This window comes from Flavobacteriales bacterium (assembly GCA_026129465.1).
In the GTDB taxonomy this organism is placed as follows: Bacteria; Bacteroidota; Bacteroidia; order Flavobacteriales_F; family PHOS-HE28; genus PHOS-HE28.
This window is the reverse complement of record JAHCIA010000001.1, coordinates 2,379,534-2,405,459: the sequence shown is the minus strand read 5'-3', so window position 1 is coordinate 2,405,459 and position 25,926 is coordinate 2,379,534. Positions and strand designations below refer to the sequence as shown.

General features: G+C 64.6%; 21 protein-coding genes. 14 read left to right on the top strand and 7 right to left on the bottom strand.

Features of this window, described 5'->3' with window-relative positions; genetic code table 11:
- The first annotated feature begins 52 nt into the window (after positions 1-52).
- The 5 genes from KIT10_10350 to KIT10_10330 all read left to right on the top strand — a co-directional run bounded on the left by KIT10_10350 (position 53) and on the right by KIT10_10330 (position 5,896).
- Positions 53-2,368, top strand: coding sequence for a TonB-dependent receptor (locus KIT10_10350; protein ID MCW5899660.1), 2,316 nt, complete (start codon positions 53-55; stop codon positions 2,366-2,368).
- A gap of 12 nt (positions 2,369-2,380) precedes the next feature.
- The gene (locus tag KIT10_10345) at positions 2,381-2,740 is read left to right on the top strand and encodes a transmembrane 220 family protein (GenBank protein ID MCW5899659.1); all 360 of its coding nucleotides are present in this window, start codon (positions 2,381-2,383) and stop codon (positions 2,738-2,740) included.
- Between the two features lie 242 nt (positions 2,741-2,982).
- Positions 2,983-4,458 (top strand): HAMP domain-containing histidine kinase, encoded by a 1,476-nt coding sequence (locus tag KIT10_10340; GenBank protein ID MCW5899658.1) that lies wholly within the window; start codon positions 2,983-2,985, stop codon positions 4,456-4,458.
- Complete coding sequence (locus KIT10_10335) at positions 4,421-5,125, top strand: response regulator transcription factor (GenBank protein MCW5899657.1); 705 nt, start codon at positions 4,421-4,423, stop codon at positions 5,123-5,125. The genes KIT10_10340 and KIT10_10335 overlap by 38 nt, the downstream gene beginning before the upstream one ends.
- 39 nt (positions 5,126-5,164) lie before the next feature.
- Entirely contained in the window at positions 5,165-5,896 is a 732-nt protein-coding gene (locus KIT10_10330) for a hypothetical protein (GenBank protein MCW5899656.1), read from the top strand.
- Here KIT10_10330 and KIT10_10325 read toward each other — a convergent pair whose 3' ends face one another.
- Positions 5,897-6,682: an SDR family oxidoreductase gene (locus tag KIT10_10325; GenBank protein MCW5899655.1), complete on the bottom strand. Its 786-nt coding sequence runs from the start codon at positions 6,680-6,682 to the stop codon at positions 5,897-5,899.
- Positions 6,683-6,735: 53 nt separating this feature from the next.
- Between KIT10_10325 and KIT10_10320 the strand changes: the two genes are divergently transcribed.
- A complete protein-coding gene (locus KIT10_10320; GenBank protein ID MCW5899654.1) occupies positions 6,736-8,556 on the top strand; it encodes an ABC transporter ATP-binding protein in 1,821 nt (606 codons plus the stop codon).
- Positions 8,557-8,562: 6 nt separating this feature from the next.
- Here KIT10_10320 and KIT10_10315 read toward each other — a convergent pair whose 3' ends face one another.
- The 5 genes from KIT10_10315 to KIT10_10295 all read right to left on the bottom strand — a co-directional run bounded on the left by KIT10_10315 (position 8,563) and on the right by KIT10_10295 (position 14,483).
- Positions 8,563-10,836 carry a transglycosylase domain-containing protein gene (locus KIT10_10315; protein ID MCW5899653.1) on the bottom strand — a complete coding sequence of 758 codons (2,274 nt, stop codon included), beginning with the start codon at positions 10,834-10,836 and terminating at the stop codon, positions 8,563-8,565.
- Positions 10,837-10,988: 152 nt separating this feature from the next.
- Positions 10,989-12,212, bottom strand: a complete 1,224-nt coding sequence (gene hflX, locus KIT10_10310; GenBank protein MCW5899652.1) for a GTPase HflX — start codon at positions 12,210-12,212, stop codon at positions 10,989-10,991.
- Positions 12,209-12,523: a cytochrome c gene (locus KIT10_10305; GenBank protein MCW5899651.1), complete on the bottom strand. Its 315-nt coding sequence runs from the start codon at positions 12,521-12,523 to the stop codon at positions 12,209-12,211. The genes hflX and KIT10_10305 overlap by 4 nt, the downstream gene beginning before the upstream one ends.
- Positions 12,524-12,537: 14 nt before the next feature.
- Positions 12,538-12,984, bottom strand: coding sequence for a hypothetical protein (locus KIT10_10300; protein MCW5899650.1), 447 nt, complete (start codon positions 12,982-12,984; stop codon positions 12,538-12,540).
- A gap of 104 nt (positions 12,985-13,088) precedes the next feature.
- Complete coding sequence (locus tag KIT10_10295) at positions 13,089-14,483, bottom strand: YfcC family protein (GenBank protein ID MCW5899649.1); 1,395 nt, start codon at positions 14,481-14,483, stop codon at positions 13,089-13,091.
- Positions 14,484-14,581: 98 nt separating this feature from the next.
- Here KIT10_10295 and KIT10_10290 point away from each other — a divergent pair, with 98 nt between their 5' ends.
- From KIT10_10290 to KIT10_10280, 3 genes are all read left to right on the top strand, one after another.
- On the top strand, positions 14,582-17,671 hold the full coding sequence (locus KIT10_10290) for an amidohydrolase family protein (GenBank protein ID MCW5899648.1): 3,090 nt from the start codon (positions 14,582-14,584) through the stop codon (positions 17,669-17,671).
- 70 nt (positions 17,672-17,741) lie between these two features.
- The gene (locus KIT10_10285; protein MCW5899647.1) at positions 17,742-19,040 is read left to right on the top strand and encodes an amidohydrolase family protein; all 1,299 of its coding nucleotides are present in this window, start codon (positions 17,742-17,744) and stop codon (positions 19,038-19,040) included.
- A 99-nt stretch (positions 19,041-19,139) separates the two neighbouring features.
- On the top strand, positions 19,140-19,940 hold the full coding sequence (locus tag KIT10_10280; GenBank protein ID MCW5899646.1) for a hypothetical protein: 801 nt from the start codon (positions 19,140-19,142) through the stop codon (positions 19,938-19,940).
- Here the strand turns inward: KIT10_10280 and trpS are convergent.
- The gene (gene trpS, locus KIT10_10275; GenBank protein ID MCW5899645.1) at positions 19,925-20,902 is read right to left on the bottom strand and encodes a tryptophan--tRNA ligase; all 978 of its coding nucleotides are present in this window, start codon (positions 20,900-20,902) and stop codon (positions 19,925-19,927) included. The two genes, KIT10_10280 and trpS, sit on opposite strands and share 16 nt — an antisense overlap.
- A 138-nt stretch (positions 20,903-21,040) precedes the next feature.
- Between trpS and KIT10_10270 the strand changes: the two genes are divergently transcribed.
- The 5 genes from KIT10_10270 to KIT10_10250 all read left to right on the top strand — a co-directional run bounded on the left by KIT10_10270 (position 21,041) and on the right by KIT10_10250 (position 25,896).
- Positions 21,041-21,856, top strand: a complete 816-nt coding sequence (locus KIT10_10270) for a 1-acyl-sn-glycerol-3-phosphate acyltransferase (protein ID MCW5899644.1) — start codon at positions 21,041-21,043, stop codon at positions 21,854-21,856.
- A 69-nt stretch (positions 21,857-21,925) separates the two neighbouring features.
- Entirely contained in the window at positions 21,926-22,222 is a 297-nt protein-coding gene (gene gatC, locus KIT10_10265) for an Asp-tRNA(Asn)/Glu-tRNA(Gln) amidotransferase subunit GatC (GenBank protein ID MCW5899643.1), read from the top strand.
- 179 nt (positions 22,223-22,401) lie between these two features.
- Positions 22,402-22,722, top strand: coding sequence for a hypothetical protein (locus tag KIT10_10260; protein ID MCW5899642.1), 321 nt, complete (start codon positions 22,402-22,404; stop codon positions 22,720-22,722).
- A 6-nt stretch (positions 22,723-22,728) separates the two neighbouring features.
- A complete protein-coding gene (locus tag KIT10_10255) occupies positions 22,729-24,366 on the top strand; it encodes a hypothetical protein (GenBank protein MCW5899641.1) in 1,638 nt (545 codons plus the stop codon).
- Between the two features lie 144 nt (positions 24,367-24,510).
- On the top strand, positions 24,511-25,896 hold the full coding sequence (locus tag KIT10_10250) for a hypothetical protein (protein MCW5899640.1): 1,386 nt from the start codon (positions 24,511-24,513) through the stop codon (positions 25,894-25,896).
- The last annotated feature ends 30 nt before the right edge of the window (positions 25,897-25,926 follow it).

Sequence of the window (25,926 nt, the reverse complement as noted above, 5' to 3'; positions counted from 1 at the left end):
AGCCGCATCGCACGTCACGTGTTCCCATGGTCATGCTCCGTAACATCGCGCTGTGATCGCATCGCGCTTCCTTGGGCTCCTTCCGGCCTGCCTGCTGCTCTCCATCGCCACCGCGCAGGAGCCCCGTGCCACTTTGAGCGGGCAGGTGGTGGAAGCCGTCGGTGGCCGCCCCCTGCGCGATGCGGCCGTGCTGCTCTTGCCCAGCGACCCGCCCTTGGGCGCCGTCACCGACAGCCTGGGCCGATTCACGCTGAAGGAAGTGCCTGTGGGCCTGTACACGGTGGAGGTGCGGTTGTTGGGCCATGAGACCCTGCTGGTGCCCGAGACCTGGTTGCGGGCCGGCAAGGAGACGGTGCTGCGCGTGGCCTTGCGTCCGGCCGCCTTCGAGTTGGCCACCTTCACGGTGAGCGCCCTCGCGCGCGAGGAGCCAGAGCCGCTGGGCGTGCGAAGCTTCACCGTGGAGCAGGGGCTGCGCCACCCGGCCATGTTCCAGGACCCCGCGCGGCTGGTGGCCGGCACCCCCGGCGTGGCGGCGCCCAACGACCAGGCCAACCACCTGAGCATTCGAGGCAACAACCCCAACACCAACGCCTGGCTGCTGGAGGGCGCTGAGATCGTCAGCCCCAACCACACCGGCAACGCGGGAACGCCCAGCGATCTACCCACATTGAGCGGCGGCGGTGTGAACATCCTCAGCGCGCAGATGCTCGGTCCATCCCGGCTGCGCACAGGGGTCTCTCCCACGCTGTACGGCAACGCGCTGGGTGGCCTGATGGACATGGAACTGCGGCGCGGCAACGTACGCGAGCGGGAATGGACCATGCAGGCCGGTCTGCTGGGGATCGACCTGAGCACCGAAGGACCGATCGGCAAGGACGAGCGCTCCTTCCACCTGGTGAACTACCGCTACTCCACCATCGGCCTGCTCAGCGCCATGGGCGTGGACCTGGGCGATGAGACGATCGCTTTCCAGGACCTGGCCTTCCACGCGGGCACGGGCATCGGCGAGCACGGCGAGTTGCGCTTGTTCGGACTGGGTGGGCTCAGCAGCAACGTGTTCGAGGCGGTACGCGACACGGCCGAATGGGAGTTCAACAAGGACAACCGCGACATCACCTACCGCTCGCGCATGGGCGCCTTGGGCACGGCGATCATGCTGCCCGCCGGTGCGCATGCCGCCCTGCATGCCACCGTGGTCTGGAGCGCATTGGCCCAGGAGCGCGAGGAGACGGCACTTCGAAACGACCTGGAACCCTGGCCCACGCAGTACAGTGAACTCGAGGACCGGAAACTCTCCACGGTGGTGCGCCTGGAAGGCGCGGCTGGTGGACGCGTTCGCTACACCGTGGGTGGCAGCACCATGCTGCGCGAGGTGTACAACCTGTGGCGGCAGGAAGTGAGCGGCTGGCTGTTGCGGCCATTCGCACAAGCGCGCTTCGACGCCACCGAGCATCTGCAGGTGACCGCCGGCGTGGCTTTCAGCCATTTCACCTACAACGGTAGCGCGCTGCTGGAGCCACGTGCGGGGCTGCGTTGGCGTATGGCCAAGGGCCGGGCGTTGGGGATCTCCTGGGGAGTGCGCGGGCAAATGCCACCTTACCATCTGTTGTACACCGGATCGGGCGCCAGTTACGCCAGCACCCGCGATCTGGACCTGCAGCGTTCGGAGGACCTGACGATCGGCTACGACCACCACTTCGGAGAGCGTTGGAGCGTGCGCCTGGAGATCTATGATCAGCGGCTTACACGCCTGCCCGTCACGGCAGGGCTTTTCGGCATACCGCCCCCGTTCTCCAGCACGGTGAATGTGTGGGACGAGCCGGTGCTGCTGCCACTGGCTTCCGTGGGCGAAGCGCGCAACACCGGGGTGGAACTTTCCGCGCAGCGGACCTTCATGGAGGGTTGGTACGCACAGGCCAATGGCAGCGTGTTCCAGAGCACCTGGCAGGACCGGGGTGTGGAGCGCGACACGCGCTGGAACGCGAGTTGGACGGCCAACCTGCTGGGTGGCCGCGAATGGCGCAAGCCAAAGGAGGACCGCGTGCGCACCTGGGGCCTGGGCGCGCGCCTCTATGCCATGGGCGGGCTGCGTTACACACCCATTGTCGTGCAAGACCCGGAAACGCCCTTCCCGGTGCTGGATGGCCCGTCGTATTCAGCGGGGCTGGCATCTTTCTTCCGCACCGACCTGCGCGTGTACTTGAAGAAGGATCGGGCGGGTCGTACGGGGCAGTGGGCGTTGGACCTGCAGAACGCCACCAACGCGCGCAACGAGGCTTTCCTTTATTTCGACCAGAGGAAGGGAGAGATCGTCACCAAGTACCAGTTGGGCTTGATACCGAACTTGAGCTACCGCATCGAATTCTGAATCGACCCGGCCATGAGAAACCTGTACATCTTTCTCGCATTGCTCTTCGCCGCATTCGCCGCGCTGCAATACAACGACCCCGATCCGCTGATATGGATCCCGGCCTATGGTGTGGTGGCGCTGTTCTTCGTGCTGGCCGCACGCGGCCGCCTGCCACGCTGGCCGCCCATCGCCTGGGCCGTGCTGCTGGGCGTATGGATGCTCACCATGGTACCGGGCTTCATCGAATGGGTCCGGATGGGCACCCCCACCATCACCGGCAGCATGAAGGCGGAGGAGCCACACATCGAGCTGGTGCGTGAATTCCTCGGCCTGCTCGTGGCCGTGCTGGCGCTGGTATTCCTGATCGTACGTGGAAGACGAGGGGCCTGAACATGCCGAAGGGCCCCTTGCGGAACCCTTCGTCACCCTTGTTGCGCGGTACCCGGACGAAACCTCTCCGGTATACCAGCCTCTTTACCAAACCCTGTACCTGTGACGCCGAAGCAGGCGCGGAGGTTACAGCCGCGAACCTATCGCCAGCCTTCACCAGGCGCTGTTAAGGCCACGCGAACGAACGTTGATCTTTGTTAACCGGTCCTGCGCGGCATGGGCCGGGGATAGCTTCGCTCACCATGGAGAAGCGGCGGATGATCGCGCTGTTCGCGGCCATTTCGTTGGCGCTCGGCGGCCTCATCGCCATCCAGGTGGCGTGGCTGCGCAGCACCATCGCGCTGCGTGAAGCGCAATTCGCCCAGGGCGTGGAAGGCGCGCTCCTGAACGTGAGCGAAAGACTGGAGCGGATCGAGAAGATGGAGGACCTGCGCCGCCATGGCAGCGGCCGCCGTCTGCTGCTGCGGCTGGACACGCTCCGGCGCAATGAGCAGGGTGCGCAAGGCGGCGGCATGGTAATGCGGCCGCATCCCCTCCACGATCGCGCCGCGACTTTGGCCCCTTTGGATCGCGCCGAGCATGAAGCGCTCGTCACCGATATGGTGCGCGGCATACTCGCCGCGGAAATGATCCGCGACATCCGCGAACGCATCGATCCGCTGCTGCTCGATTCGCTGTTGCGCGAGGAGCTTGATGCGGTGGGCGTTTCGGAGGGCGTGCGGTACGGTGTTTTCGACGCGGAGGGCCGCCCGGCCTACCTGCCGCCCGAGGTAGAGGTCGACAGTGCGGCGCTGGCCACCTCGCCCCACCGCGTGCGGCTCTTTCGGCATGACATCGCCGGTGCGCCCCACGACCTTCATGTGCTCATCGCCGACCGGTCGGGGGCCATCCTGCGCGGGGTGCTGCCCATGGTGTTGGTCTCGGTGGTGCTCATAGCCGCCATCCTGCTCGCATTCGCCTGGACGATCCGCACCATCCTGCACCAGAAACGCATGGGCGACATCCGCAACGACCTGGTGAACAACCTCACCCACGAGCTGAAGACGCCCATCAGCACCATCGGCCTGGCTTGCGAGGCGCTCGCCGACCCCTCAATGCCCAAGAGCGAGGAACAGGTGCGCAACTACACGGGCATGATACGCAACGAGATCAAGCGGCTGGGCGCGCTGGTGGAGAACGTGCTGCAGAGCGCCGTGCTGGACAGCGGCAGCATGGTGATCAAACGCGTGGAGTTGGACCTGCACAGCCTGATCCGTGACGTGACACGCAGCAGCGGCATGCAGGTGGAGCGCCGCAGCGGCACCATCGACCTTGACCTGCGCGCGGAGATCCACCACCTGCACGGCGACCGCATCCACCTCACCAACCTGCTGTACAACCTCATCGACAACGCGGTGAAGTACACCGAACAGGTGCCGCGCATCCGCATCGCCACGCGCAGTGATGATGTGGGCATCACCATCAGTGTGGTCGATAACGGCATAGGCATACCGGCCTCCGAGCATGAGAAGATCTTCGACCGGCTCTACCGCGTGCCCACGGGCAACATCCACAACGCGAAGGGCTTCGGTCTGGGGCTGAGCTACGTGCGCAGCGTGGTGCGCCGCCATGGCGGAAGCATCCGCGTGGAGAGCACGCCGGGCAAAGGCAGTACATTCCACATCACACTTCCTTTCGAACATGTCAAAGCCGATACGCCTGTTGCTGGTGGAAGATGACCCCAACCTGGGCGGTCTGCTGGCGGACTACCTGCGCGCCAAAGGATACGACGTGGACCTGCGCACCGATGGGGAACAGGGCTGGCTGGCCTATCGGAAGGGCGGATTCGACCTGCTGGTGCTGGACGTGATGATGCCCATCAAGGACGGCTTCACACTGGCCGCCCAGATCCGCAAGGAGGACGACCGCACCCCGATCGTCTTCCTCACCGCCAAGAGCATGAAGCAGGACACCATCCGCGGCTTCGAGTTCGGCGCGGACGACTACATCACCAAACCCTTCAGCATGGAGGAGCTGCTGCTGCGCGTTGGCGCCGTGCTCCGCCGGGCGCGTGGCGTCGTTCCACAGACCGAGGAACCCGACCATTACGATATCGGTGCCAGCCGGTTCGAGCCGCGCAAACAGCTGCTGCGGACCCCTGCGGGTGAGCGCCGCCTCACGACCAAAGAGTCGGAATTATTGCGCCTTCTGTGCCTGCACCGCAACGATGTGATGGAGCGCGCGGAAGCCCTGAAGGAGATCTGGGGGAACGACAGCTATTTCAGTGGCCGCAGCATGGACGTGTACATCGCCAAGCTGCGGAAGTACCTCCGCGACGACCCCGCTTTGCAGATCATCAATGTACATGGCAAAGGCTTCCGCCTGATCGACGAAGGGCCGCAATGATCGGCCGCCACGGCGCATTCCATGGTAAAGCACAAGACCATGGAACGTATGATGCATACCTGGCAGCGCCGTCGCAAGGGCGCCAGCGGCCGATTCTTCCTGGGACTTCTCGGGGCCCTGTCCATCACCCTGGTGGCCTTTGAATGGGGCGTTACGCGGCGCCTGATGGCCTTTCCGCCATCCGAGCTGCCCGACGAGGACCTGCTGGAGTTGCCGGCCGTGGTGATCATCGAGCGGAAGGCGGAACCCGAACGCGCACGGCCGAAGCCCAAGCCACGTGGCAGCAATGTTCAGCCGGGCGACCCCGACGACGCTCGCGACAACGATCCGGACCCGGCACCGGTTGACGGACCGGCAGGCGATGAAGGCGCGGACACGATCGTGCCGCCCGACCAGTTGCGCGGGGATGAGGGTGTCGCCAATGCCACGCTGCCCTGGGACCTGGTGGGCAAACGGCCCTACTTCATGGACTGTTTGAAGCGTCGGCCGGATGCGCTGGACGAATGCACCGAAGCGCGCATCGAGGCGCATTTCACGCGTCAGTTCCGGGTGCCCGAAGGCCCGCGTGGCGTTGTGCGGACCATGGTCTTCTTCGAGATCGATACGGAAGGCCGCGTCGGACGGCCGGTGTGCAGCCCACGTGTGGATGCCGCCATCGAGCATGAAGTGGCGCGCGTATTGGCGGCCTTGCCGCGTTTCGTTCCGGGCACGCAGGGCGGCATCCCGGTGAAGGTGCGCTACCACATCCCGCTGCGCGTGGAACGCCGCTGATCACAGGTTGCCAGTGCGGCCGCCATCCACCGGCAGGTTGATGCCGTTGATGTACGCGCCGGACGGTCCGGCCAGGAAAGCCACCGCATAGGCCACCTCTTCGGGGCGGGCGAAGCGCCGCAGGGGGATCTCGCTCATCATCTCCTCGGCGGCCTCGCTCTCACTGGTGGCGTCGCGCGCGGCCTTGCCCCGCACGATCGCGGCCAGGCGGTCGGTCTCGGTGGCGCCGGGCAGCACGTTGTTCACCGTGATGCCGTGCGGCCCCAGTTCGTTGGCCAGGGTCTTGGACCAGTTGGCCACCGCGCCACGGATGGTGTTGCTCACACCCAGGTTCGGCAGCGGCTGCTTCACACTGGTGCTGATGATGTTGATGATGCGGCCGTGGCGGGCCTTCTTCATGCCGGGGGTCACGGCGCGCACCAGCGTCTGGAACGCGATCAGGTGCTGGCGGAAAGCATCCAGGTAGGCCTGCGCATCGGCTTCGTGCGCCTGGCCGGGCGGCGGACCGCCGGTGTTGTTCACCAGGATGTGCACCTTCTCGTTCTTCAGTTTCTCGGCCACCACTTGGGCGAGCGCATCGGTGTCCGCCATATCGGCGATGATGGCATCGTGCTGCTGGCCCTGCTCGGCGGGAAGTTCCTTCAGCACCGTCTTCGCCACCGCGGCATTGCGGGCCAGGAGGGTGACGCGTGCGCCCAAACGGGCGAGTTCCAAAGCGATGGCGCGGCCGATGCCTTGCGTGCTGCCGCAGACCAGGGCGTGGCGGCCTTCCAAGCGGATGTCCATGATCCCAAAGGTAGGGGCGTGCGATATCCCGCCCCCTACCTTCGCCGCGGCCCATGCGCACCTTCCTCCGCATCCTGCGTTTCGGCGCGCCCTACAGGCACTATGCGGTGTTGAACGCCACGTTCAATCTGCTGGGCACGGTGTTCCACCTGTTGTCACTGCTGCTCTTCATCCCCTTCCTGCGCTTGTTGCTGGGCCAGGTGAAGCCCGTGGAAGTGCGGCCGGTGGAAGCCTGGACGCGCGAGGGCCTCGAGGGCACGATCAACTGGGTGCTGACGCGGCTGATCGAAACGCAAGGCCACATGGGCGCCCTGCTGGCCATCTGCGTGGCGGTGGTGGTGCTCTTCCTCTTCAAGAACCTCTTCCGCTACCTGGCGCTGCTGGCGATCACCAACTTCCGCAACCGCATCGTGCGCGACATCCGGCGGCGCATCTACACCAAGCTGCTGGAACTGCCCCTGCGCTACCACAGCGGCGAGCGCAAGGGCGATCTGCTGGCGCTGATCACCAACGACATGCACGTGGTGGAGTTCTCGGTGATGCTCTACATCGAGATGGTCTTCCGCGAGCCCGTGGCGGTGCTGCTCTTTCTGGCCACCATGATCACCCTTTCGCCGCAGCTCACCCTGATCGCCTTGCTGTTGCTGCCGGTCAGTGGCCTGTTGATCGCGCGTGTGAGCCGCAGCCTGAAGAAGCGCAGCACCAGGGTGCAGGAGAAGGAGGCGGACCTGCTGGCGCGCGTGGAGGAGACCCTCGGCGGCATCCGCGTGGTGAAGGCCTTCAACGGCGAGGCCGACATGGAACGGCGCTTCGCCCGGGAGAACGAACTGCTGATGCGCGCGCACATCGCCATGATGCGGCGCCAGGACCTGGCCTCGCCGCTCAGCGAGACCATGGGCGCCGCGGTGATGGCGGCCATCGCCTACATCGGCGGCAGCTTCGTGCTGGGCCTGGAACCCACACTCACCGGCGACAGCTTCCTGGGCTTCATCATCATCTTCTCCCAACTGCTGGCGCCGATCAAGGGCTTCTCGCAGGGCTGGAGCGCCATCGTGCGCGGCTCGGCCAGTGGGCAGCGCATCTTCGATCTGCTGGCCGTGGAGAACGCTGTGCAGGAGAAGGCGGACGCCGCAGCCATACAGGGCTTCGCCCAAAGCGTGGTGTATGATGATGTGATCTTCAGCTACGATGACAAGCCGGTGCTGGAGGGCATCCACATCACCATCCCCAAGGGAAGGAGTGTGGCGCTCGTGGGCACCAGTGGCAGTGGCAAGACCACCCTGGCCAATCTGCTGCCGCGCTTCTTCGACGTCTCCAGCGGTGCGGTAAAAATCGATGGGCACGACATCCGCGGCCTGCGCATCAAGGACCTGCGCGCGTTGATGGGCATCGTCACCCAGGACAGCATCCTGTTCAACGACACGGTGGCCAACAACATCGCCTTCGGCACACCGGGTGTTTCACAGGCCGACATCGAGCGTGCCGCACGGATCGCCAATGCGCACGGCTTCATCACCGAACTGCCCCAGGGCTACCAGACCAACATCGGCGATGGAGGCAACCGCCTCAGCGGCGGGCAGAAGCAGCGGCTCAGCATCGCGCGCGCGGTGCTGAAGAATCCGCCGATCCTGATCCTGGACGAAGCCACCAGCGCGCTCGATACGGAAAGCGAACGTCTGGTGCAGGAGGCGCTCTTCAAGATGCTCGAGGGGCGGACCAGCCTGGTGATCGCGCACCGCCTCAGCACCATCCAGCACTGCGACGAGATCTGCGTGATGCAGCAAGGGCGCATCATCGAGCGCGGAACGCACAGTGAACTGTACGCCGCCGGTGGGCAGTACCGGAGGTTGTGCGACATGCAGGCCTTCGGATGATCGGCCTCATCGCTTCTTGCGGAATAGCCGGTCGAAGAAGTTCTTGTCCTTCTTCACGGTATCGGGATCGTCCATGTTGCGGTCCTTCTTCGGCCCGAAGATGTCGTCGATAAGTTTCTGGAATCCGCTGCGGTCCTCGGGATCGCGGTGTGGAGGACAGTCCAGGTCCACCACATACGCATTGTAAAGGGTGAAATCCTTGAGGTACCGCTTGCGCAGGTCGCCGTTGCGTTCGATCTCCTTGAGCACCGTGCCCGCGATGGGCAGGGCGAGCTGTGATCCGGTCCCATTGGCGCTTTGGAAGTGTACCGTGGGGTCGAAGGCGCCCACCCAGGTGCCGATGACCAGGGCCGGCGTGTAGGCCACGAACCAGGCATCGCTGTGGTCCTGCGAAGTGCCCGTTTTCCCGGCCATGGGGCTGACGATGCCGAAGCGGGACCGCAGTGCGGCGCCCGTGCCCTGGTCCACCGCGCGGCGGAGCATGGCGGTGATCGTGGCGGCGGTCTCCTCAGTGATCGCCTGATGTGCAGGAGGAGGCTTCGCCTGAAAGAGCACCGTGCCCTCCGCATCGGTGATCTTGGCGATGAGTTGCGGCACCACGCGCTTGCCGCCGAACGCGAAGGCCCCATAGGCCGCCACCAATTCACGCAGGCTGATGCTGGACGCGCCGAGCGAAACGGCGGGCTTGTCCGTGTCCTTCGTGGGCAGCCCCATGGCTTCAAAGGTCTTGCGCACAGGCTCGGCACCGGTGCGGAAGTAGAGGTCCACCGTGGGACGGTTCAGACTCTTGGCCAGTGCGTACCACAGTGCCACTTCGCCTTCGATGGTGTCGCGGTCGAAGTTGTCGGGCGCCCAATCGTCGTACTCCGCGTAGGTCTTCTTCGCGTTGTCCAGATAATCGCAAGGCAGCAGTCCCTGTTCCACGGCCGCGGCATGGACCACCGGTTTGATGGTACTCGCAACCTGCCGCCGCGCGGTCACCAGGTCGTAGGGCAGGTAGCGGTGGTCGTTGCCGCCCACCCATGCGCGCACCGCGCCGCTGGAAGGATCCATCACCAGCACAGCGCCGTTCAGCAGTTTGTGGTAGTTCCAAAGACTGTCGCGGTAGCTCATTTCCTCCACACGGCGGCCGCCATGGTCATACACCTCGCGGCGTTGCTTCTCATCCGCCTTCCATCGGGCATCGGCTTTCGCCCCGCGCTGCTTCTCCCAGGCGGCGCGCGACTTGCGCTGCTGCAGCTCCTTGTCCAGTTTGGGCTGCATGGTGGCCAGATGCTTCCGCACGGCCCCGTGCGCCATGCGTTGCAGTACAGGATCGAGCGTGGTGTGGATGCGCAGGCCATCCTTCTCCAATTCGTAGCGCCGGCCCTCCCGCTTTTCCAGGTCCCCCAGGATCATGCGTGCTTCCCTGGCCACCTGCGCATTGAAGTGGCCGTACACATCCAGCGCATCACCTCCACTGTAGTTCAGCTCCAAGGGGAGGGACTTCAGGCTGTCGGCCTGCGCGGTGGTGAGGTGCCCGCGTTCGGCCATCAGTCCCAGCACCACATCGCGGCGGCCCTTGGACCGTTCCGGGTTCAGGCGCGGGTTGTAGGAGGTGTTGGCCTTCAGCATGCCCACCAGCACGGCGGCCTCCTGCACATTCAGTTTTTTCGCCGACTTGCCGAAGAAGCGCTGCGTAGCACTTTCAATGCCGTAGGTGTTCTCGCCGAAAGGCACGCTGTTGAAGTAGAGCACCAGCACGTCGTTCTTGCTGAGCACACGCTCCAGCCGCTGCGCCACCAACGCCTCCTTCATCTTGTTCACTGGCACGGTGAGCGGCCCATGGCGCTTGCGGCCATAGAGGTTCTTGACGATCTGCTGGGCGATGGTGCTGCCACCGCCGCCGCCCTTGTCGCGCCCCAGCAGGGTGCGGAAGAAGACCCGGAAGTAGCTCTTGCCATCGATGCCGGCATGCTCGAAGAAGCGCGCGTCCTCGGTGCTCACCAGGGCGTCGATGAGGTGCTTGGGCAGGTCGTCATAGGCCACGTTGGTACGGTCCTCGGCGAAGAGTTTCCCGATGACGCCGCCGTCGCTTGCCAGCACAAGCGTGGCCTGCTCGTGGCGGATGTTGGCCAGGTCCTCCGCCGTGGGCAACGCACCGAAGAAGCCCATGCGCACCAGTTGGAGCAGGAGCAGAAAGGTGACGAAGAGAAGCCCCAAGGTGATGAGGCCATATTTCACCGCACCACGTCCCGGACCTCCTTGCGCCGACCGACGTTTTCTGCTGCTCTTCACCATGCTTATGGAATGCTCAGGGCTTCAGTCGCACGCCAGGATGGACCATGATGGATGATGAACGCCGGACAGCAAGCGCGTGGTACCAACCCGCCTGCGGCACGCAGGCCTCCGACCACGAACCTGTCATCCAGGGCGAAGCGAAGGCACGACCTTCAACCCTCCTCATAACTGTCCTTGTACAACAGGTCGCTCTCGTAAGGATAGCGCGCCACGTGAAGCGCCTTCACCCTTTCATAGAGCAGCTTCCGCAGGACTGGTATGTTGCTGCGCTCCACGGCGCTGATGAAGATGCACTCCTCCCCGGCCATGCGCGCCATCCAGGTCTCCTTCAGTTCCTCCAGCGTGTACTGGTCCTCGCGTTTGGGCGCCAGGTCGTCGGGGTCGTGCGCAGCGGGGCGGTAAGCGTCGATCTTGTTGAAGACCACGATCACCGGTTTGTCGCCCGCACCGATCTCGTTCAGGGTCTGCTTCACCGTCTGGTACTGCTCCTCGAAGTTGTGGTGGCTGATGTCCACCACGTGCAGCAACAGGTCGGCTTCGCGGGTCTCGTCCAGCGTGCTCTTGAAGCTTTCGATGAGCTGTGTGGGCAGCTTGCGGATGAATCCCACCGTGTCGCTGAGCAGGAAGGGCAGGTTGCCCAGCACGATCTTGCGCACGGTGGTGTCCAGCGTGGCGAAGAGCTTGTTCTCGGCGAAGACCTCGCTCTTGCTGAGCAGGTTCATCAGCGTGCTTTTGCCCACGTTGGTGTAGCCCACGAGCGCCACGCGGATCAGTTTGCCACGGTTGCCACGCTGGGTGGCCATCTGCTTGTCCACCTGCTTGAGCTGCTGCTTGAGCAAGGCAATGCGGTCGCGCACGATCCGGCGGTCGGTCTCGATCTCCTTTTCGCCGGCGCCACCGCGTGTGCCGGTCCCACCGCGCTGCCGTTCCAGGTGGGTCCACAATTTGGTGAGGCGCGGCAGCATGTATTCGTATTGCGCCAATTCCACCTGCGTCTTGGCGTGCGCCGTGCGGGCGCGCTGGGCGAAGATGTCCAGGATGAGTCGCGGCCGGTCCAGCACGGGCTTGTCCAGTTCCTTCTCGATGTTGCGCTGCTGGGCGGGGGTGAGTTCATCGTCGAAGATCACGCTGTCGGCGCCGTGTTCCTCCATCCAGGCCTTCACTTCCGCGAGCTTGCCGCTGCCGATGTAGGTGCGGCCTTCGGGTTTGTGCAGCCGTTGGGTGAAGCGCTTCAGGGTGGCGATGCCCGCCGTTTCCGCCAGGAACTCCAATTCGTCGAGGTACTCCACGACCTGCTCGGCCGACGGCTGGTCGGTGATCAGTCCGATGAGCACGGCCGTTTCGGCGCGTGTCTTCCTGTCCAGCGGGTCGATCATTCGTCGGTTCGCAGTGCGCGCACGTGCTCCACCACGGCTTCGATCTCCGCCTTGGTGAGCACTTTTTCGTAGGCCATCATGGCACCCCTGCCCTTGGTCACCAACGCCACCATCTCTTCCCTGGAAAGAACGGATGTGGTGAGGTCCTTCGCGCCGCTGATGCCCAGGGTGCCGTCCTTGCCGTGGCACAGCACACAATGCAGGGCATAGACCTTTTCCCCCGGCGACGCCGAAGCGGCGCCCTCAGGCTCGGACGTCGCCAACGCACCGTTGCCACAGGCCACCATCAAGGCGATGATGGCCCCGACCAAGGGAAGGATCCGGTTCATAGCCAACCGCGGCCCGTGAGGTGACCGAATTCCGTGACCGGCCAGGGAATGGCCCACAGCATCAAGACCAGGGCGATGAGGTAGAAGACCGCGACCCGCATCTGCTTCGCGCGCTCATCTTTCACACGCTTGGAGAGCGAGCGCCCCAGGGTGACGAGCACGACGGCGACGACCATGGTGCCGATGTGCTCGAAACGCCAGAATCGACCCACCGGGCTTGAACTGTCAAGCGCGTACGTGCTGTTCATGAGATAGAGGATCAGACCCAGCGCCAGTTGCACATGGCAGACCACCACCGCCACGATGGCCATGGTGCGGTGGATGGTGAGAATGGGGCGTTGGAGCAGTCGGCCCAGCAGATGGGTGATGCCCGCGTAGGCCACGGCGAACAACACGGCGTAGCGGAGCACACTGTGCGCGAAAACCAGAAAGGAGCTGTCCATGAGGGATGTGCCGGAGGGGGGCGAATTTACGGTGGGGCCACGTGGTGCGAGGCCGAAGACGGCATACGGGGAACGGGGCCGGACAAGGCGTCCCGGCACCGGCGCTACCAGACCTCCAAGGCCACGCTCAGGCCCAGGAACAGCATGCCCGCCAGGACCAGTGTGGCCAGCATGCGCGCGATCCAGCGCAGCCAGGTGCCGAATGGGATGCCCGCGATGCTGAGGATGCCCATGGTGACCCCGCTGGTGGGGATGATGAAGTTGCACAGTCCATCGCCCAGTTGATAGGCCAGCACGGCGCTTTGCCTGGGGATGTGGAGCAGGTCGGCCAGGGGGGTCATCAGCGGCATGGTGAGGGCGGCCTGCCCGCTGCCGCTGGGCACGAAGAAGTTGATGAGGAATTGTGTGCCGAGCATCACCTGCACACTGGCCGCCGCGGGCAAGCCGCTCACCCCTTCGCTCAGATGGAAGAGCACGGTGTCCACGATGCGGCCTTCCTGCATCACCAGCAGCACACTGCGGCTGAGGCCGATCAACAGCGCGGCGCCCACCATTTCCGATGCGCCCTTGGTGAAGGCCTTCGCCGCATCATTGCCGCCCACCCGGCCCAGCAGCGCGGCCCCGATGCCCATGGCCAGGAACAGTCCGGCGATCTCCTCGATGTACCAGTCCCAGCGGTTCACGCCCACGATGAGCAACACGATGCTCGCGGCGAAGAGGACCAGCACCGCGATGCGGCGCCCGGTGAGCGTCGTTTCGCGCAGCTCGCCGGAGGTGGTGCCCGTATCCGCCAGGCCGTGCATCAGGCTGTTGCGGGGATCGCGTTCCACGCGTGCCGCATAGCGCATCACGAAGAAGATGCTGATGGCGGTGAGCGCGGCCCACACCAGCAGGCGGTACTCCCAGCCGCTGAAGATGGGCAGCTCGCCGATGCCCTGCGCGATGCCCACGGTGAAGGGATTGAAGGCGGCGCCCGCGAAGCCCACACCGGAGCCGATGAAGGGAATGGCGACGCCTACGATGGGGTCCCATCCCATGCTGCGCGCCAGCGGGATGGTGATCATCAGGAACACGAGCACCTCCTCGGCCATGCCGAAGGTGTTGCCACCGAGCGAGAAGGCGGTCATCAACACAGGGATCACCAGACGCTTGTAGGTGCGGTTCTCCCGCGCCGCGCGCAGTACGCGGAAGAGCAACGCGTCCACGGCGCACGTGGCGTTCAGCACGGAGAAGGCACCGCCGATGAGCAATACGAAGGCGATGATCATCGCCGCCTGGTGGTCCGTGAAGCCCTTCACCGGGGCGGTGAAGAAGCCGTACCAAGGCACCGGCGATGCGCCCACCTCGGCATAGGTGCCGGGCACCACCACGGTGCGCTCGCCCACCGTTTGACGTGCGAACTCCCCTGCGGGCACCACATGCGTGAGCAACACGGCCAGCAGAAGGATCACGGAGATGATGATCAGGGCATCGGGTGTGCGGATCTTGGTAAGGGCCATGCGGGAAAGGTAGGAGCATGCACCATTCGCCACCCTGCGAACCACGGCGAACATCCGATCCTTCATTGTACACCCCTTCACCTACTTTCGTCCACCCCATGCTGCGCCCGACCCTCCTGCTCCTCCTTGCATCTCTTGCGCTACTGTCGCGTGCGCAAACCACCGCACCTGCGGCCCATGTGCAGGACGCAGCCCCCGCACTGATCGCCTTCACGAATTGCACGCTGCACACCGATGCGCGCACGGCCATCGCCAGGGCCACCTTGGTGGTGAAGGACGGCAAGGTGTTGGCCGCGGGCGCCGGCGCCCCGATACCGGCCGGCGCCGTGGTGCGCGACCTCAAGGGCCTGCACATCTGGCCGGCGCTGATCGATCCGTACAGCGACCTGGGCCTTCCTGCGCTGAAGCGTGAGGACCGCGACAAGGAGGACCGTGCCGCCCGCCATTGGAACCGCGCGCTCAACGCTGACGTCCGCGCGCACGATCACCTGCGCATCGATCCGAAGCAGGCCGCCGAATGGCGCAAGGCCGGCTTCGGCACCGTTTTCACACACCGCATGGATGGCATCGCGCGCGGCACTTCCTGCGCCGTTCTGCTCAGCGATGAGGCCGTGCCCAGGTCCGTGATACAGGCCGATCTCGCCGCGCATCTCAGTTTGCGCAAAGGCAGTTCACCGGACAGTTACCCCAGCTCCCAGATGGGGACGATCGCCCTCATCCGCCAGACCATCCTGGATGCACGCTGGTATGCCGCCCAAGCACAACCCCGGGAGACAGACGCCGTTCTGGCCGCCCTGGCCGATCAACTGAAAGGAAGATTGGTACTCGAAGCGGCCGATCGCAACGAATCACTTCGATGGGCGCGGATCCTGGACGAGTTCCAACTGCCGGGGATCATCAAGGGCACCGGGGACGAGTATGCGCGGCTCGCGGCGATCAAGGCCACCGGCATGCCGTTGATCGTGCCCTTCGCACAGCCAGAGGCCTTCGATGTGGAGGACCCCTACGATGCGCAGGAAGTGAGTTTCGCCAGGCTCAAGCACTGGGAGCTGGCGGCCTTCAACGCCATGATGCTCGACACGGCGGGAGTGTCATTCGCGCTCACCGCCCATGGCCGGAAGGACCTGAAGGACCTTTGGAAGGACCTGCGCAAGCTGGTGGCCTGCGGGCTGGACAGCGCGCGGGCCATCGAGCTGCTCACCACGGACCCCGCTCGCCTCTTCGGAGTGGACGACCGCATCGGTGCCCTGCGGCCGGGCATGCACGCGAACTTCCTGATCACTTCCAAGCATCTGCTAGACGCGAGGAACACGCTGCACGAGACCTGGGTGAGCGGCAAGCGCTTCGTGGTGAGCGATCCCGATGTGCCCGATCTGAAAGGCATCTACGAACTGAACCTCGCCGCCGAGATCTGGCTCCTGGAGATGAGTGGTGCGGGCGACAAGTTGGAAGCCAGGGTGCGGCGCCCTGATGAGGCGGACAGCCTGGCGGTGAAGGCCCGCTTCGAGCGGCAGGGGCCGGTGATCGGCCTCAGCTGGGCGCCGCGCGACAAGCCGCAGGACCTGATCCGGTTGAATGGCACCATCCACGCCACTGGTGGACTGTGGGATGGTCAAGGCCAGAAGCCCGGCGGACAATGGTTCGCATGGAGCGCCATCCGGAAGGCGAACTCGGAGAAGGAGAAGAAAGCGGCAAGCGGTGAGCTGGCGGGCGGCAGGCCGGCGGGAGACAGTGCAGCGGTGAAGAAGCCCGATCCACCCGGGGCGATCACCTATCCATTGATGGGCTACGGATGGACCGAGATGCCCAAGCAGGAGACCGTTGTGTTCCGGGATGTCACGGTGTGGACCAATGGGCCGCAGGGCATATTGCGCAACACCGATGTGTGGGTGCACCAGGGAAGGATCGTGGCGGTGGGCCATGGGTTGGAATTGGGCCAGTTGTTCCCCGGTCGTACCAAGCCCGCTGTGACGGAGATCCATGCCACGGGCAAGCACCTCACGGCAGGCATCGTGGACGAGCATTCGCACATCGCCATCTCGCGCGGCGTGAACGAGGGCACGCAGGCCGTCACCTCGGAGGTGCGCATCGGTGACGTGGTGAATCCGGACGACATCAACATCTACCGCAACCTCGCGGGCGGTGTCACCACCATCCAGCAGTTGCATGGCAGCGCCAATCCCATCGGCGGGCAGAGTGCCATCACCAAGTTGCGTTGGGGTCAGGCGGCCGACAGCATGCAGGTGCGGGGCGCGCCGGGCCACATCAAGTTCGCGCTGGGCGAGAATGTGAAGCAGAGCAATTGGAACGCACCGGTGGCGCGCTTCCCCCAAACGCGCATGGGCGTGGAGCAGGTGTACTACGAGGCCTTCCACCGCGCCAGGGACTATGACAGCGAACAGCGCGCCTGGAACGCGATGCGCCCAAGGGACCGTGAGCGGGCCACCGCACCCCGCAGGGACCTGGAACTCGACGCGCTGTTGGAGATCCTCCAGGGCCAACGGCACATCAGCTGCCACAGCTACGTACAGAGCGAGATCGACATGCTGATGCATGTGGCCGACAGCATGGGCTTCAAGGTGAACACCTTCACGCACATCCTCGAAGGTTACAAGGTGGCGGCCAAGATGAAGCGCCACGGCGTGAGCGGCAGCACCTTCAGCGACTGGTGGGCCTACAAGTTCGAGGTGAACGACGCGATCCCATACAACGCGGCGCTGATGCACATGCACGGTGTGAACACGGGCATCAACAGCGATGATGCCGAGATGAGCCGCCGCCTGAACCAGGAGGCCGCAAAGGCGGTGAAGTATGGCGGTGTGCCCGAAGAGGAGGCGTGGAAGATGGTCACGCTGAATCCCGCCCGAATGCTTAAGCTCGATCACCGCATCGGCAGCGTGGAGCCCGGCAAGGACGCCGATCTGGTGCTGTGGAGCGAGCATCCGCTGAGCATCCGCGCGAAGGCCGAACAGACCTGGGTGGATGGCGTGCGCTACTACGATGCCGAACGGGATGCCGAGCAGCGACGCTGGATAGCCGCCGAGCGCGACCGGCTGGTGCGCGCCATGATCGCCGCCAAGGGTGAAGGCGCACCTGTGCGCAGGGCGGGTCGTGAGCACCAGCACTTGTGGTGCTGCGAGGACATCGGCGAAGAAGGACACGAACACGATATGGATGATGACCGGTGAGCCTATGCGGGATCTTGAGCTCGGCACTTGTACCGTCGACACACTGCGTCGACCATCGCACGCCAGCCGCATGGCGGTGGCCATGCTGCTCATGGCCACCGCCATCTCCACCCACGCACAGCGACCCACACCCGCTCCGCCGCAATCACGCTCCATCCTCGTCACCAATGGCACGGTACACACCGGGGATGGCCGGGTGATCGATGAAGGCGCCGTGGGCTTCCGCGATGGCCGCATCGACTACGTGGGCTTCCACTACGGCGCGAAGGCGGTGTACGACACCGTGATCGATGTGCGTGGGCAGCACGTGTATCCGGGTTTCATCGGCGCCAACACCACTTTGGGCCTGGCCGAGATCGAGGCCGTGCGTGCCAGCGTGGACCGTGTGGATATCGGCAGGCTGGAACCCGAGTTGCGCACACTCATCGCCTACAACGCCGACTCGCGCGTGGTGCCCACCATCCGCGCCAACGGCGTGCTCGTGGTGCAAGTGGTGCCGCGCGGCATGACCATCAGCGGCACTAGCAGCGTGGTGCAACTGGATGCCTGGGACTGGGAGGAGGCCACCGTGCGTGCCGATGACGGCGTGCATCTGAGTTGGCCCGCCGCCTATGATCGCCGTGGCTGGTGGGCGGAACCCGATGAGACCGACCAAGGCAGGAAGGATGAACGCGCCGGCAAGATCCAGGAGTTGCGCGACTTCTTCCGCCGGGCAAAGGCCTATGCCACCACCACCGCACCTGAGAAAGTGGACCTGCGCCTGGAGGCCATGCGCGGCGTGTTCAATGGATCGAAGACACTCTACGTGAGCGCGAATGCCGCCCGCGAGATCACCGAGGCGGTGCAGTTCGCCAAGGCCGAAGGGGTGAAGCGCACCGTGATCGTGGGCGGCTACGATGCCTGGCGGGTGGCCGATCTGCTGCGCGACAACAAGGTGGACGTGGTCCTGCGTCGCCTGCACAGTCTGCCGTTGCGCCCCGAGGACGACATCGACCTGCCCTACCGGCTGCCGGCGCTGCTCAAGGAGAAGGGCGTGCGCTTCTGCTTCGACTACGCCGGCAGCATGGAAGCCATGGGCTTGCGCAACCTGCCCTTCACCGCCGGTACGGCCGCCGCTTATGGGCTTTCCCCCGAAGATGCATTGCGCGCCATCACGCTGGACGCCGCCGCCACCCTCGGCATCGATCACCGGCTCGGGAGCCTGGCCGTGGGCAAGGACGCCACGCTGATCGTCTCACGCGGTGACGCGCTGGACATCCGCGGCAACGATATCACGCACGCCTTCATCCAAGGCCGAAAGATCGAACTGGACGACGCCCAGAAGCAGCTGTACCGCCAGCATCGGGATCGCCAGCATCCGGGCCACTGAGGTTGTCGCTGGCCGCGCCTTTCCGCTACATTGCATGGCTGGTGGCCCTGCCCGGCCGCAACCATCCTTGGGCATTCCCGTGTTTTCCGTCGATCGGCCATGACTTTCGCCTTGTACCGCAAGCGCATCACGGGGGTCTTGTTGGCGGTTCTCATCGTGCTCTTTCTCATGCATGGCGTGGTGATCGCCGGGCACCTGGTCTTCAAGGTCCCATTGGGCGCGCTCACCACCTTGTTCGATGTGGACATCGAAGCGAACATCCCCACCCTGTTCAACATCTCGCTCTTCGTCATCGCGGCGCTTCTGTTCTATGTGGTGGGCCGTGTGGCCCCCACGGGCGGGCGCTGGGGCTGGTATCTGATGGCCGCTGTGATGGGCTTCCTCGCGGTCGATGAGGGCTCGCAGATCCACGAGCGTTTCATGGTCTTCACCTTGCACCTGATGAACGATGGCGGCCTGGGGATCGGCAGCATGGGCTGGCTGTTCTACGCCTGGATCATTCCATACGCGGTGGCGGCCATGGTATTGGTGGCGGTCTTGCTGCCCTGGTTCCTGCGCCAGGATGGACGCACGCGCCTCGGATTGTTGCTGGCGGGTGCGGTCTATATCGCCGGGGCGGTGGTGGCCGAGGCCTACAGCGGCAAGCTGGCTGAAGCGTTGTTGGTCGGTGGCGCGGCCGGTAACACGCCCCACTGGCTGCCCTGCGACGTATATCAGCCCGGCAACTGTTTCCTGTACGGCGATGCGCGCTTCGTGCTGGTCACCGCACTGGAGGAGGCGTTGGAGATGCTGGGCCTCATCCTGTGCATCAACGTGCTGGCCGGCCTGTTGGACAAGGCGCGGGCAGGGGTGCGGATCACCTTCGGCGACCAAGCAGCGGGCCCTCAGGGCGTGGCGTAGCCCAGCGTCCTGCGCACCCGGGCCAGCACACCGCGCGCCACGGCACGGGCCTTTCCGGCACCTTTCTCCAACTCCGCATCAATGGTGGTGCGGTCGGTCATCAGGCGATGGAAGAGGTCGCGCTCCTCGCGGAACCCATCGAGCAAGGCTTCAAGCAACTCCTTCTTGGCGTGGCCATAGCCGTAGCCTCCCGCGCGGAACTTAGCGGCCATGTCGGCCACCGCATCGGGCGGTGCCACCAGTTTGAAAAGCTTGTACACCGTGTTGCCCTCGGGATCCTTGGCGTCCTCCATGGGCGCGCTGTCGGTGACGATGCCCATCACCTCCTTCTTCAACTCCTTCTCCGGGGCGAAGATCCGCAGCAGGTTGCCCCGGCTCTTGCTCATCTTCTCACCGTCGGTGCCGGGTACCACCATCACCTGTTCGTCGATGCGCGCATCGGGCAGCACGAAGGTCCCGCCCATCTGGTGGTTGAAGCGGTCGGCCACGTCGCGGGTGAATTCCAGGTGCTGCTTCTGGTCCTTTCCCACCGGAACGATGTCCGCGTCGTAAAGCAGGATGTCGGCCGCCATGAGCATGGGGTAGGTGAAGAGTCCGGCGTTGACGTCCTCCAGGCGGTCGGCCTTGTCCTTGAAGCTGTGTGCCAGGGTAAGGCGAGAGTAGGGGAAGAAGCAGTTGAGGTACCAGGTGAGCTCGGTCGCTTCGGGCACATCGCTCTGGCGGTAGAACACGGTGCGGTCCGTATCCAGTCCGCAGGCGAGCCAAGCCGCCGCCACGGCACTGGTGTTCTCACGCAGTACGGCGGGGTCCTTGATCTGGGTGAGGGCATGCAGGTCCGCGATGAAGAGGAACGACTCGTTCCCCGGGCTATTGGCGGCTTGGATGGCCGGGCGTATCGCGCCCAGCACATTGCCCAGGTGGGGTGTGCCGGTGCTCTGGATGCCGGTGAGGATGCGTGGCATGGCGGCGAATGTACCGCGTGGCCGGTGGCCCGAAAGCAAGTTGACCGGTGTGATCGCCGCGCACCGCATGACCCCCTTGTCGGCAGCGGGCCAGTCGTCCCCGGCTCCTCCCCGTGGGCCCCGCTACCTTCGCCCGCCGTGTCGAGCGCTGCGCGGATATCGGACCTCCCGCGTGTCCGGGATGGTGAAAGCCGCCGGAGTCCGGTGGCCATCTGGCTGTTCCTGCCTTTCCGCTGGATATACAAGCTCTACTTCGGGCTGGTCTTCTTCACCTCGCTGGTGGTGCTCTACATCCCGTTCCGCGTGCTGCTGCACAAACCGGCGCGCTACCGAAGGGCGTTCCGCTTGAAGCGGGCCTGGGCCAACTACCTGCAATGGGCCAGCCTGGTGCCGCTCCGGGTGAAGCGCCTGGCCCCACTGCCCGAGCCGCCCTATGTGGTCTGCTGCAACCACGGCAGCTACCTGGACATCATCCAGATGTACAACGTCATCCCGCGCTACTTCCTCTTCATGGGCAAGTACGAGCTGTTGAAGTGGCCGCTCTTCAACATCTTCTTCCAAGACATGAATATCGCGGTGAACCGGGGCAGCCACATCGAGGCCGCCAAGGCGTTCCGCCGCGCGGCCCAGGCCCTGGACCGAGGCACCAGCATCGCCATCTTCCCGGAAGGCACCATTCCCGACCATGCGCCGCGCATGAAGCATTTCAAGGACGGCGCCTTCCGCCTGGCCATCGAGAAGCAGGTACCCATTGTTCCGATCACGTTCATTGACCACTGGCGGCTCTTTGGCGAACCCGAGTACCTCACCAGCCGCGCACGGCCCGGCATCGCGCGCGCCGTCCTCCATCCACCCATTCCCACCAAGGGCCTTACGGATGCCGATCTGGTAAGTTTGCGTCGGCGGGTCTATGATGTCATTGAAGGACCATTGATCAAGGATAGTGGAGGTTGAACGGTTGGATGTTGCCTTTGGCCCGATCCGTTTTGCCAGCCTTCGAACTCCAACGACCTGCAAAAGGAAATGAAGATCGACGACGCCACCCTGGACCGCATCGCGGAGCTCGCCAAACTGGACTACAGCGACCCCGCGGCACGTCAGGCCATCCTGGCCGACATGGAGCGGGTGATCACCTTCGTGGAGAAACTCAACGAGGTGGACACCTCCGGCGTGGAGCCGCTCATCTTCATGACCGATGAGGCGGACGTGTTGCGCGAGGATGTGGCGGAGACCACCATCACCAAGCAGGATGCGCTGAAGAACAGTCCGGTCAAGGACAGCGACTACTTCAAGGTGCCGCGCGTGGTGGACAAGGGCTGATCGTGCTTGCCCCGGTGGGAATGGTCCCACTAATTTCCCGCACTTCTGTTCCGGCCACTGGCCAGCAGGGAAGACGCATGACCCCAACAGGTACTACGGCCGGACACTTGCCAAGGTGGTGGTTGGTCCGCATGGCCTGGGGCCTGTTGGCGTTGGCCGTGGGGTGCGCACTTGTCATCATGTCCCGAACGGAACTCCGCGATAAGGAGGTGGCCGGCGTGTATGTCTTGGAGATGCCTTGGGCGATCGGCGGGCGATGTGATGCGCCGCAACGCGTGGAACTGGATACCGATGGCCGCATGATCGTCCATGAAGGGACCGGTGGCCGGCTTGAAGGACGCTGGTGGTGGGATGGCGCCGGTGGCTGGGTGCGATCGGACATCACGGACATGGACCGGAGGATCCGCGGCTACCGCGGTTGGACAGGGCCGCGGATCCGGTATCGCTGTGCGTTGCGCATGGGCGATCCGGAAGAGGTGCGCATGCGCCGCGAACAATGAGCGCACATGGCCGCGATACGCACCGATCCCGCTGCTGAAGCCCGCCCCCATGGCGCATGGGCCGCGGACCTGCTGGCGACACTCATGTTGGCACTGGCACTCTACACGGGTGTGCGGGCCACCAGCGGTCTTACATGGAGCCATTATGTGGACAGCGACCGCGACATCTCCTTCGTGCGCAGTGTCATGGAAGGACATTATGGCGAGGACCCCCTGTACCTGGGTGAAAAGATGTGGTTCACGCCCCTGCTATTCGCCATCGAGGCGGCTGGCGCGAAACTGCTTGGCCTCGATGTCCATGTGTTCCAGGCACGTGCGGGGGCCTGGCTCAACATCTTCGCACCCCTGGCATTCTGGCTCATGGCGCGGCGCTTTTTCGGGGCCTACGCCGGCGTGGCGTCGTTGCTCGCGTACCTGTGCCTGATGCAGGGCCAGGAGCCCGGCTGGGCGGTAGCCACCTATTCGCCCTGGCTGCTGCCCATGATCTTCAGCCAGTCCCTGTTCTTCTTCGGCTTGATGTTGCTGGCCTGGGCGGCCGACAAGGATGATGCGAGGATCTGGGCTTTGGTGGGGGCCATGGCCGGACTGGTCTTCCTGTCCCACGCCGCGCCGGCCATCCTGTTGGTGCTCCTGACCATGTTGCTGTTGTTGGGCCCGGCCTGGCGCGAACTGCGCGCTGGCCACAGGAGCGCCGCCATGCGCCAGATCGCCAAGGGGCTGGTCGCAGGAGGCATGTTCATCATCGTCAGTCTGCCGCTCACCTGGTACGTGATCGGGGACTACCTGCTCGACCAGAAGAATCGCGTTCCAAGCGCCTACACGTACCGTCCGTTGTCGATCCGCCACGCCAACTTGATACTCTTCCACAATGTGCATTGGGCCAACCTCGTCGCCTTGGTGGGCATCTTCAGGCTCTGGCGCATGGAGGCCACCACACCTGTTCGCCTGCTACGCTGGTGCGTGCCGCTTTGCCTGTTGCTCATGGCCTATGCCTATGCCGCCGTGGTCATGGGCCAGCAATGGGACATCGGTCTGCCCATGGCCGTTCCGTCCTTCCACTTCTACTTCTACCTGAAGGCGCTGTTGGCGATCGGGTTTGGCGTGGGCTTCTGGTGGTCGGTGGAATTGGCCATGCGGTGGCGCTCGAAACCGGACCCAAAGGGTCAAGCCGCAACTGGGTGGGGAACTCTCTTGCTCGCTCTGGTCTTCATCGCCGTGTTTCCCGCCTATGCCCATCGCCCCGACCTGGTGCTGGTGCGCGAACGCGGACTGGATCGCTCCTCTTCGGTGCACGAGGCGGAGATGCGTGATCGCCTGGTCGCCCTGCCTTGGACGTCCGTGGTGTTATGCGATGAGGAACTGAGCATGCGCGTGCTCATGGCGTCGGCCCGCAAGACAGTGGCCACCAACAGTTCCATGGCCAACCCTTATGTGGTGCCGGAGCCACGCATGGCCGCAAGGGAAGCCATGCTGCAGGGCCTGCGCGACACCTCGGCGGACATCGGCGCAGCGTTGGATGCGTATGCGGTCACCCATCTCCTGGTGCGTACGGAGGATATCGGCGCATCGCCTTCGCTGGGGCGATGGTTTCCCCATGAAGTGTATCGGAATGAGGGCTATGCACTGTTCGGCCGAAAGCCCTGAGCGAGCCGTGCCAGTGATGGTGCATGGGCTGGCCGCATCGGTCCAGTATACCTTCACCATCACGGACGAACAACGATGACCATGCCCGCCCACATTTCTCGAAGCATCCATCTGCTATTTGCCTTGGCCCTTGTGCAATGGACAATGGGCCAGCAAGCCTTGCTCGACTGGGGCGATCCGATCGATGTGAACGCAACAGGCACCGGCGCCTTGCGGCCACGCATCGTCATCAATGGCGAGGGACGACCGGTGGTGCTCTGGGGCCGCAGCGGCCCCAACGCGAACCTCGTGGCCGTGGGGGAGGGGGACGCATTCGGCCCGGCCACGCAGCTGAGCGGACCCGGTTGGGCGCCTTCGGTGGCCGATTGGATGGGCAGTGGCATCGCCGCGCACGGCAATACGGTGTGGGTGGCCATGAGCGCCCTGCCCGAGGAGAGCCGGCCACAGTATGTGCGCCGCAGTGACGATGGCGGCCTCACCTGGGGCGACACCCTGCGCGTGGACCCCTACGACGGCCTGGTGTCGCGCTTCCCTTCCATCGCTTTGCCCCACCCGGATACGCCCATCGTGCAGTACATGCAATTCACCAGTGGCTGGAACGAACCACGGCATGTGGTCACACGGCTGTCCGGTGATGCGTTCCTCGAGCCCGTGCAAGTGGGCACACCCTTCAGCGAGGGTGAAGCCTGCGACTGTTGCCCCGGGCAGGTGGTGGCCGATGGTGCGCGGGCGGTGGCCCTGTATCGCAACGATGTGGGCCACCAGCGGAACATCTGGGCCGCTGCGTCCACGGACGGAGGCGTCACCTTTCCCGTGGGCAAGGAGGTGGATGCCACCGCCTGGTTCATCAACTCCTGTCCGGCGAGCGGACCGGCAGGCCATTTCGTGGGGGATAGCATCCGGTACGTCTGGATGTCCGGCGCGGAGAACGGCTTCAAGGTCTACCTGCGCAGCGCACATGCCACGGACCTCGAAGCGGGCGCACAAAGGCTCGTTCATCCCGGGCAGCCCTCCGGATACGCGCAGAACTTTCCGCGCATCGCCGGCCATGGCGACACCATCGGCGTAGTGTGGGAGCAGAATACCCTGGGAGCACGTGAGATCCTCTTCAGCTGGAGTGTTACGGGTCCCGCGGGCCTCAGCGTGCCCGATACGGTGAACGTTGTGCTCGCCGGCAACCAGCGGACACCGGATATCGCCTTTGCCGATGGCGCCTTCCACCTCATCTGGAGCGAGATGTCCACCAACCAGGTACGCTACCGCATGGCGAGGGTCATGCCTTTCACGGGCATTGCGGAACAGGAGCAACGACCGGTGGTCTTCTGGCCCGACCCGGCCACCGATCGCATCCAATGGTCCGCGGAGCAATGGCGCACGATCGAGGTGTTCGACGGGCAGGGGCGCCTGCTGCACCAGGGTGATGCGCGCGGAGGGCTGCTGGATGTGACCGCATTCCCCGCAGGGCCTTGTTTCGTGCTGCTGCGCGATGAGGTGGGCATGGTCGCCAGGGGTCGGTTCATCAAGTTTTGACCATGGGTCCGTCGAGGCTGCCGGTACGAG

Bases quoted from the DNA above. Each gene is read 5' to 3' on its own strand.
- KIT10_10345 (MCW5899659.1), top strand. From the start codon at position 2,381: ATGAGAAACCTGTACATCTTTCTCGCATTGCTCTTCGCCGCATTCGCC.
- KIT10_10340 (MCW5899658.1), top strand. From the start codon at position 2,983: ATGGAGAAGCGGCGGATGATCGCGCTGTTCGCGGCCATTTCGTTGGCG.
- KIT10_10335 (MCW5899657.1), top strand. From the start codon at position 4,421: ATGTCAAAGCCGATACGCCTGTTGCTGGTGGAAGATGACCCCAACCTG.
- KIT10_10330 (MCW5899656.1), top strand. From the start codon at position 5,165: ATGGAACGTATGATGCATACCTGGCAGCGCCGTCGCAAGGGCGCCAGC.
- KIT10_10325 (MCW5899655.1), bottom strand. From the start codon at position 6,682: ATGGACATCCGCTTGGAAGGCCGCCACGCCCTGGTCTGCGGCAGCACG.
- KIT10_10320 (MCW5899654.1), top strand. From the start codon at position 6,736: ATGCGCACCTTCCTCCGCATCCTGCGTTTCGGCGCGCCCTACAGGCAC.
- KIT10_10315 (MCW5899653.1), bottom strand. From the start codon at position 10,836: ATGGTGAAGAGCAGCAGAAAACGTCGGTCGGCGCAAGGAGGTCCGGGA.
- hflX (MCW5899652.1), bottom strand. From the start codon at position 12,212: ATGATCGACCCGCTGGACAGGAAGACACGCGCCGAAACGGCCGTGCTC.
- KIT10_10300 (MCW5899650.1), bottom strand. From the start codon at position 12,984: ATGGACAGCTCCTTTCTGGTTTTCGCGCACAGTGTGCTCCGCTACGCC.
- KIT10_10295 (MCW5899649.1), bottom strand. From the start codon at position 14,483: ATGGCCCTTACCAAGATCCGCACACCCGATGCCCTGATCATCATCTCC.
- KIT10_10290 (MCW5899648.1), top strand. From the start codon at position 14,582: ATGCTGCGCCCGACCCTCCTGCTCCTCCTTGCATCTCTTGCGCTACTG.
- KIT10_10285 (MCW5899647.1), top strand. From the start codon at position 17,742: ATGGCGGTGGCCATGCTGCTCATGGCCACCGCCATCTCCACCCACGCA.
- KIT10_10280 (MCW5899646.1), top strand. From the start codon at position 19,140: ATGACTTTCGCCTTGTACCGCAAGCGCATCACGGGGGTCTTGTTGGCG.
- trpS (MCW5899645.1), bottom strand. From the start codon at position 20,902: ATGCCACGCATCCTCACCGGCATCCAGAGCACCGGCACACCCCACCTG.
- gatC (MCW5899643.1), top strand. From the start codon at position 21,926: ATGAAGATCGACGACGCCACCCTGGACCGCATCGCGGAGCTCGCCAAA.
- KIT10_10260 (MCW5899642.1), top strand. From the start codon at position 22,402: ATGTCCCGAACGGAACTCCGCGATAAGGAGGTGGCCGGCGTGTATGTC.
- KIT10_10255 (MCW5899641.1), top strand. From the start codon at position 22,729: ATGGCCGCGATACGCACCGATCCCGCTGCTGAAGCCCGCCCCCATGGC.
- KIT10_10250 (MCW5899640.1), top strand. From the start codon at position 24,511: ATGGGCCAGCAAGCCTTGCTCGACTGGGGCGATCCGATCGATGTGAAC.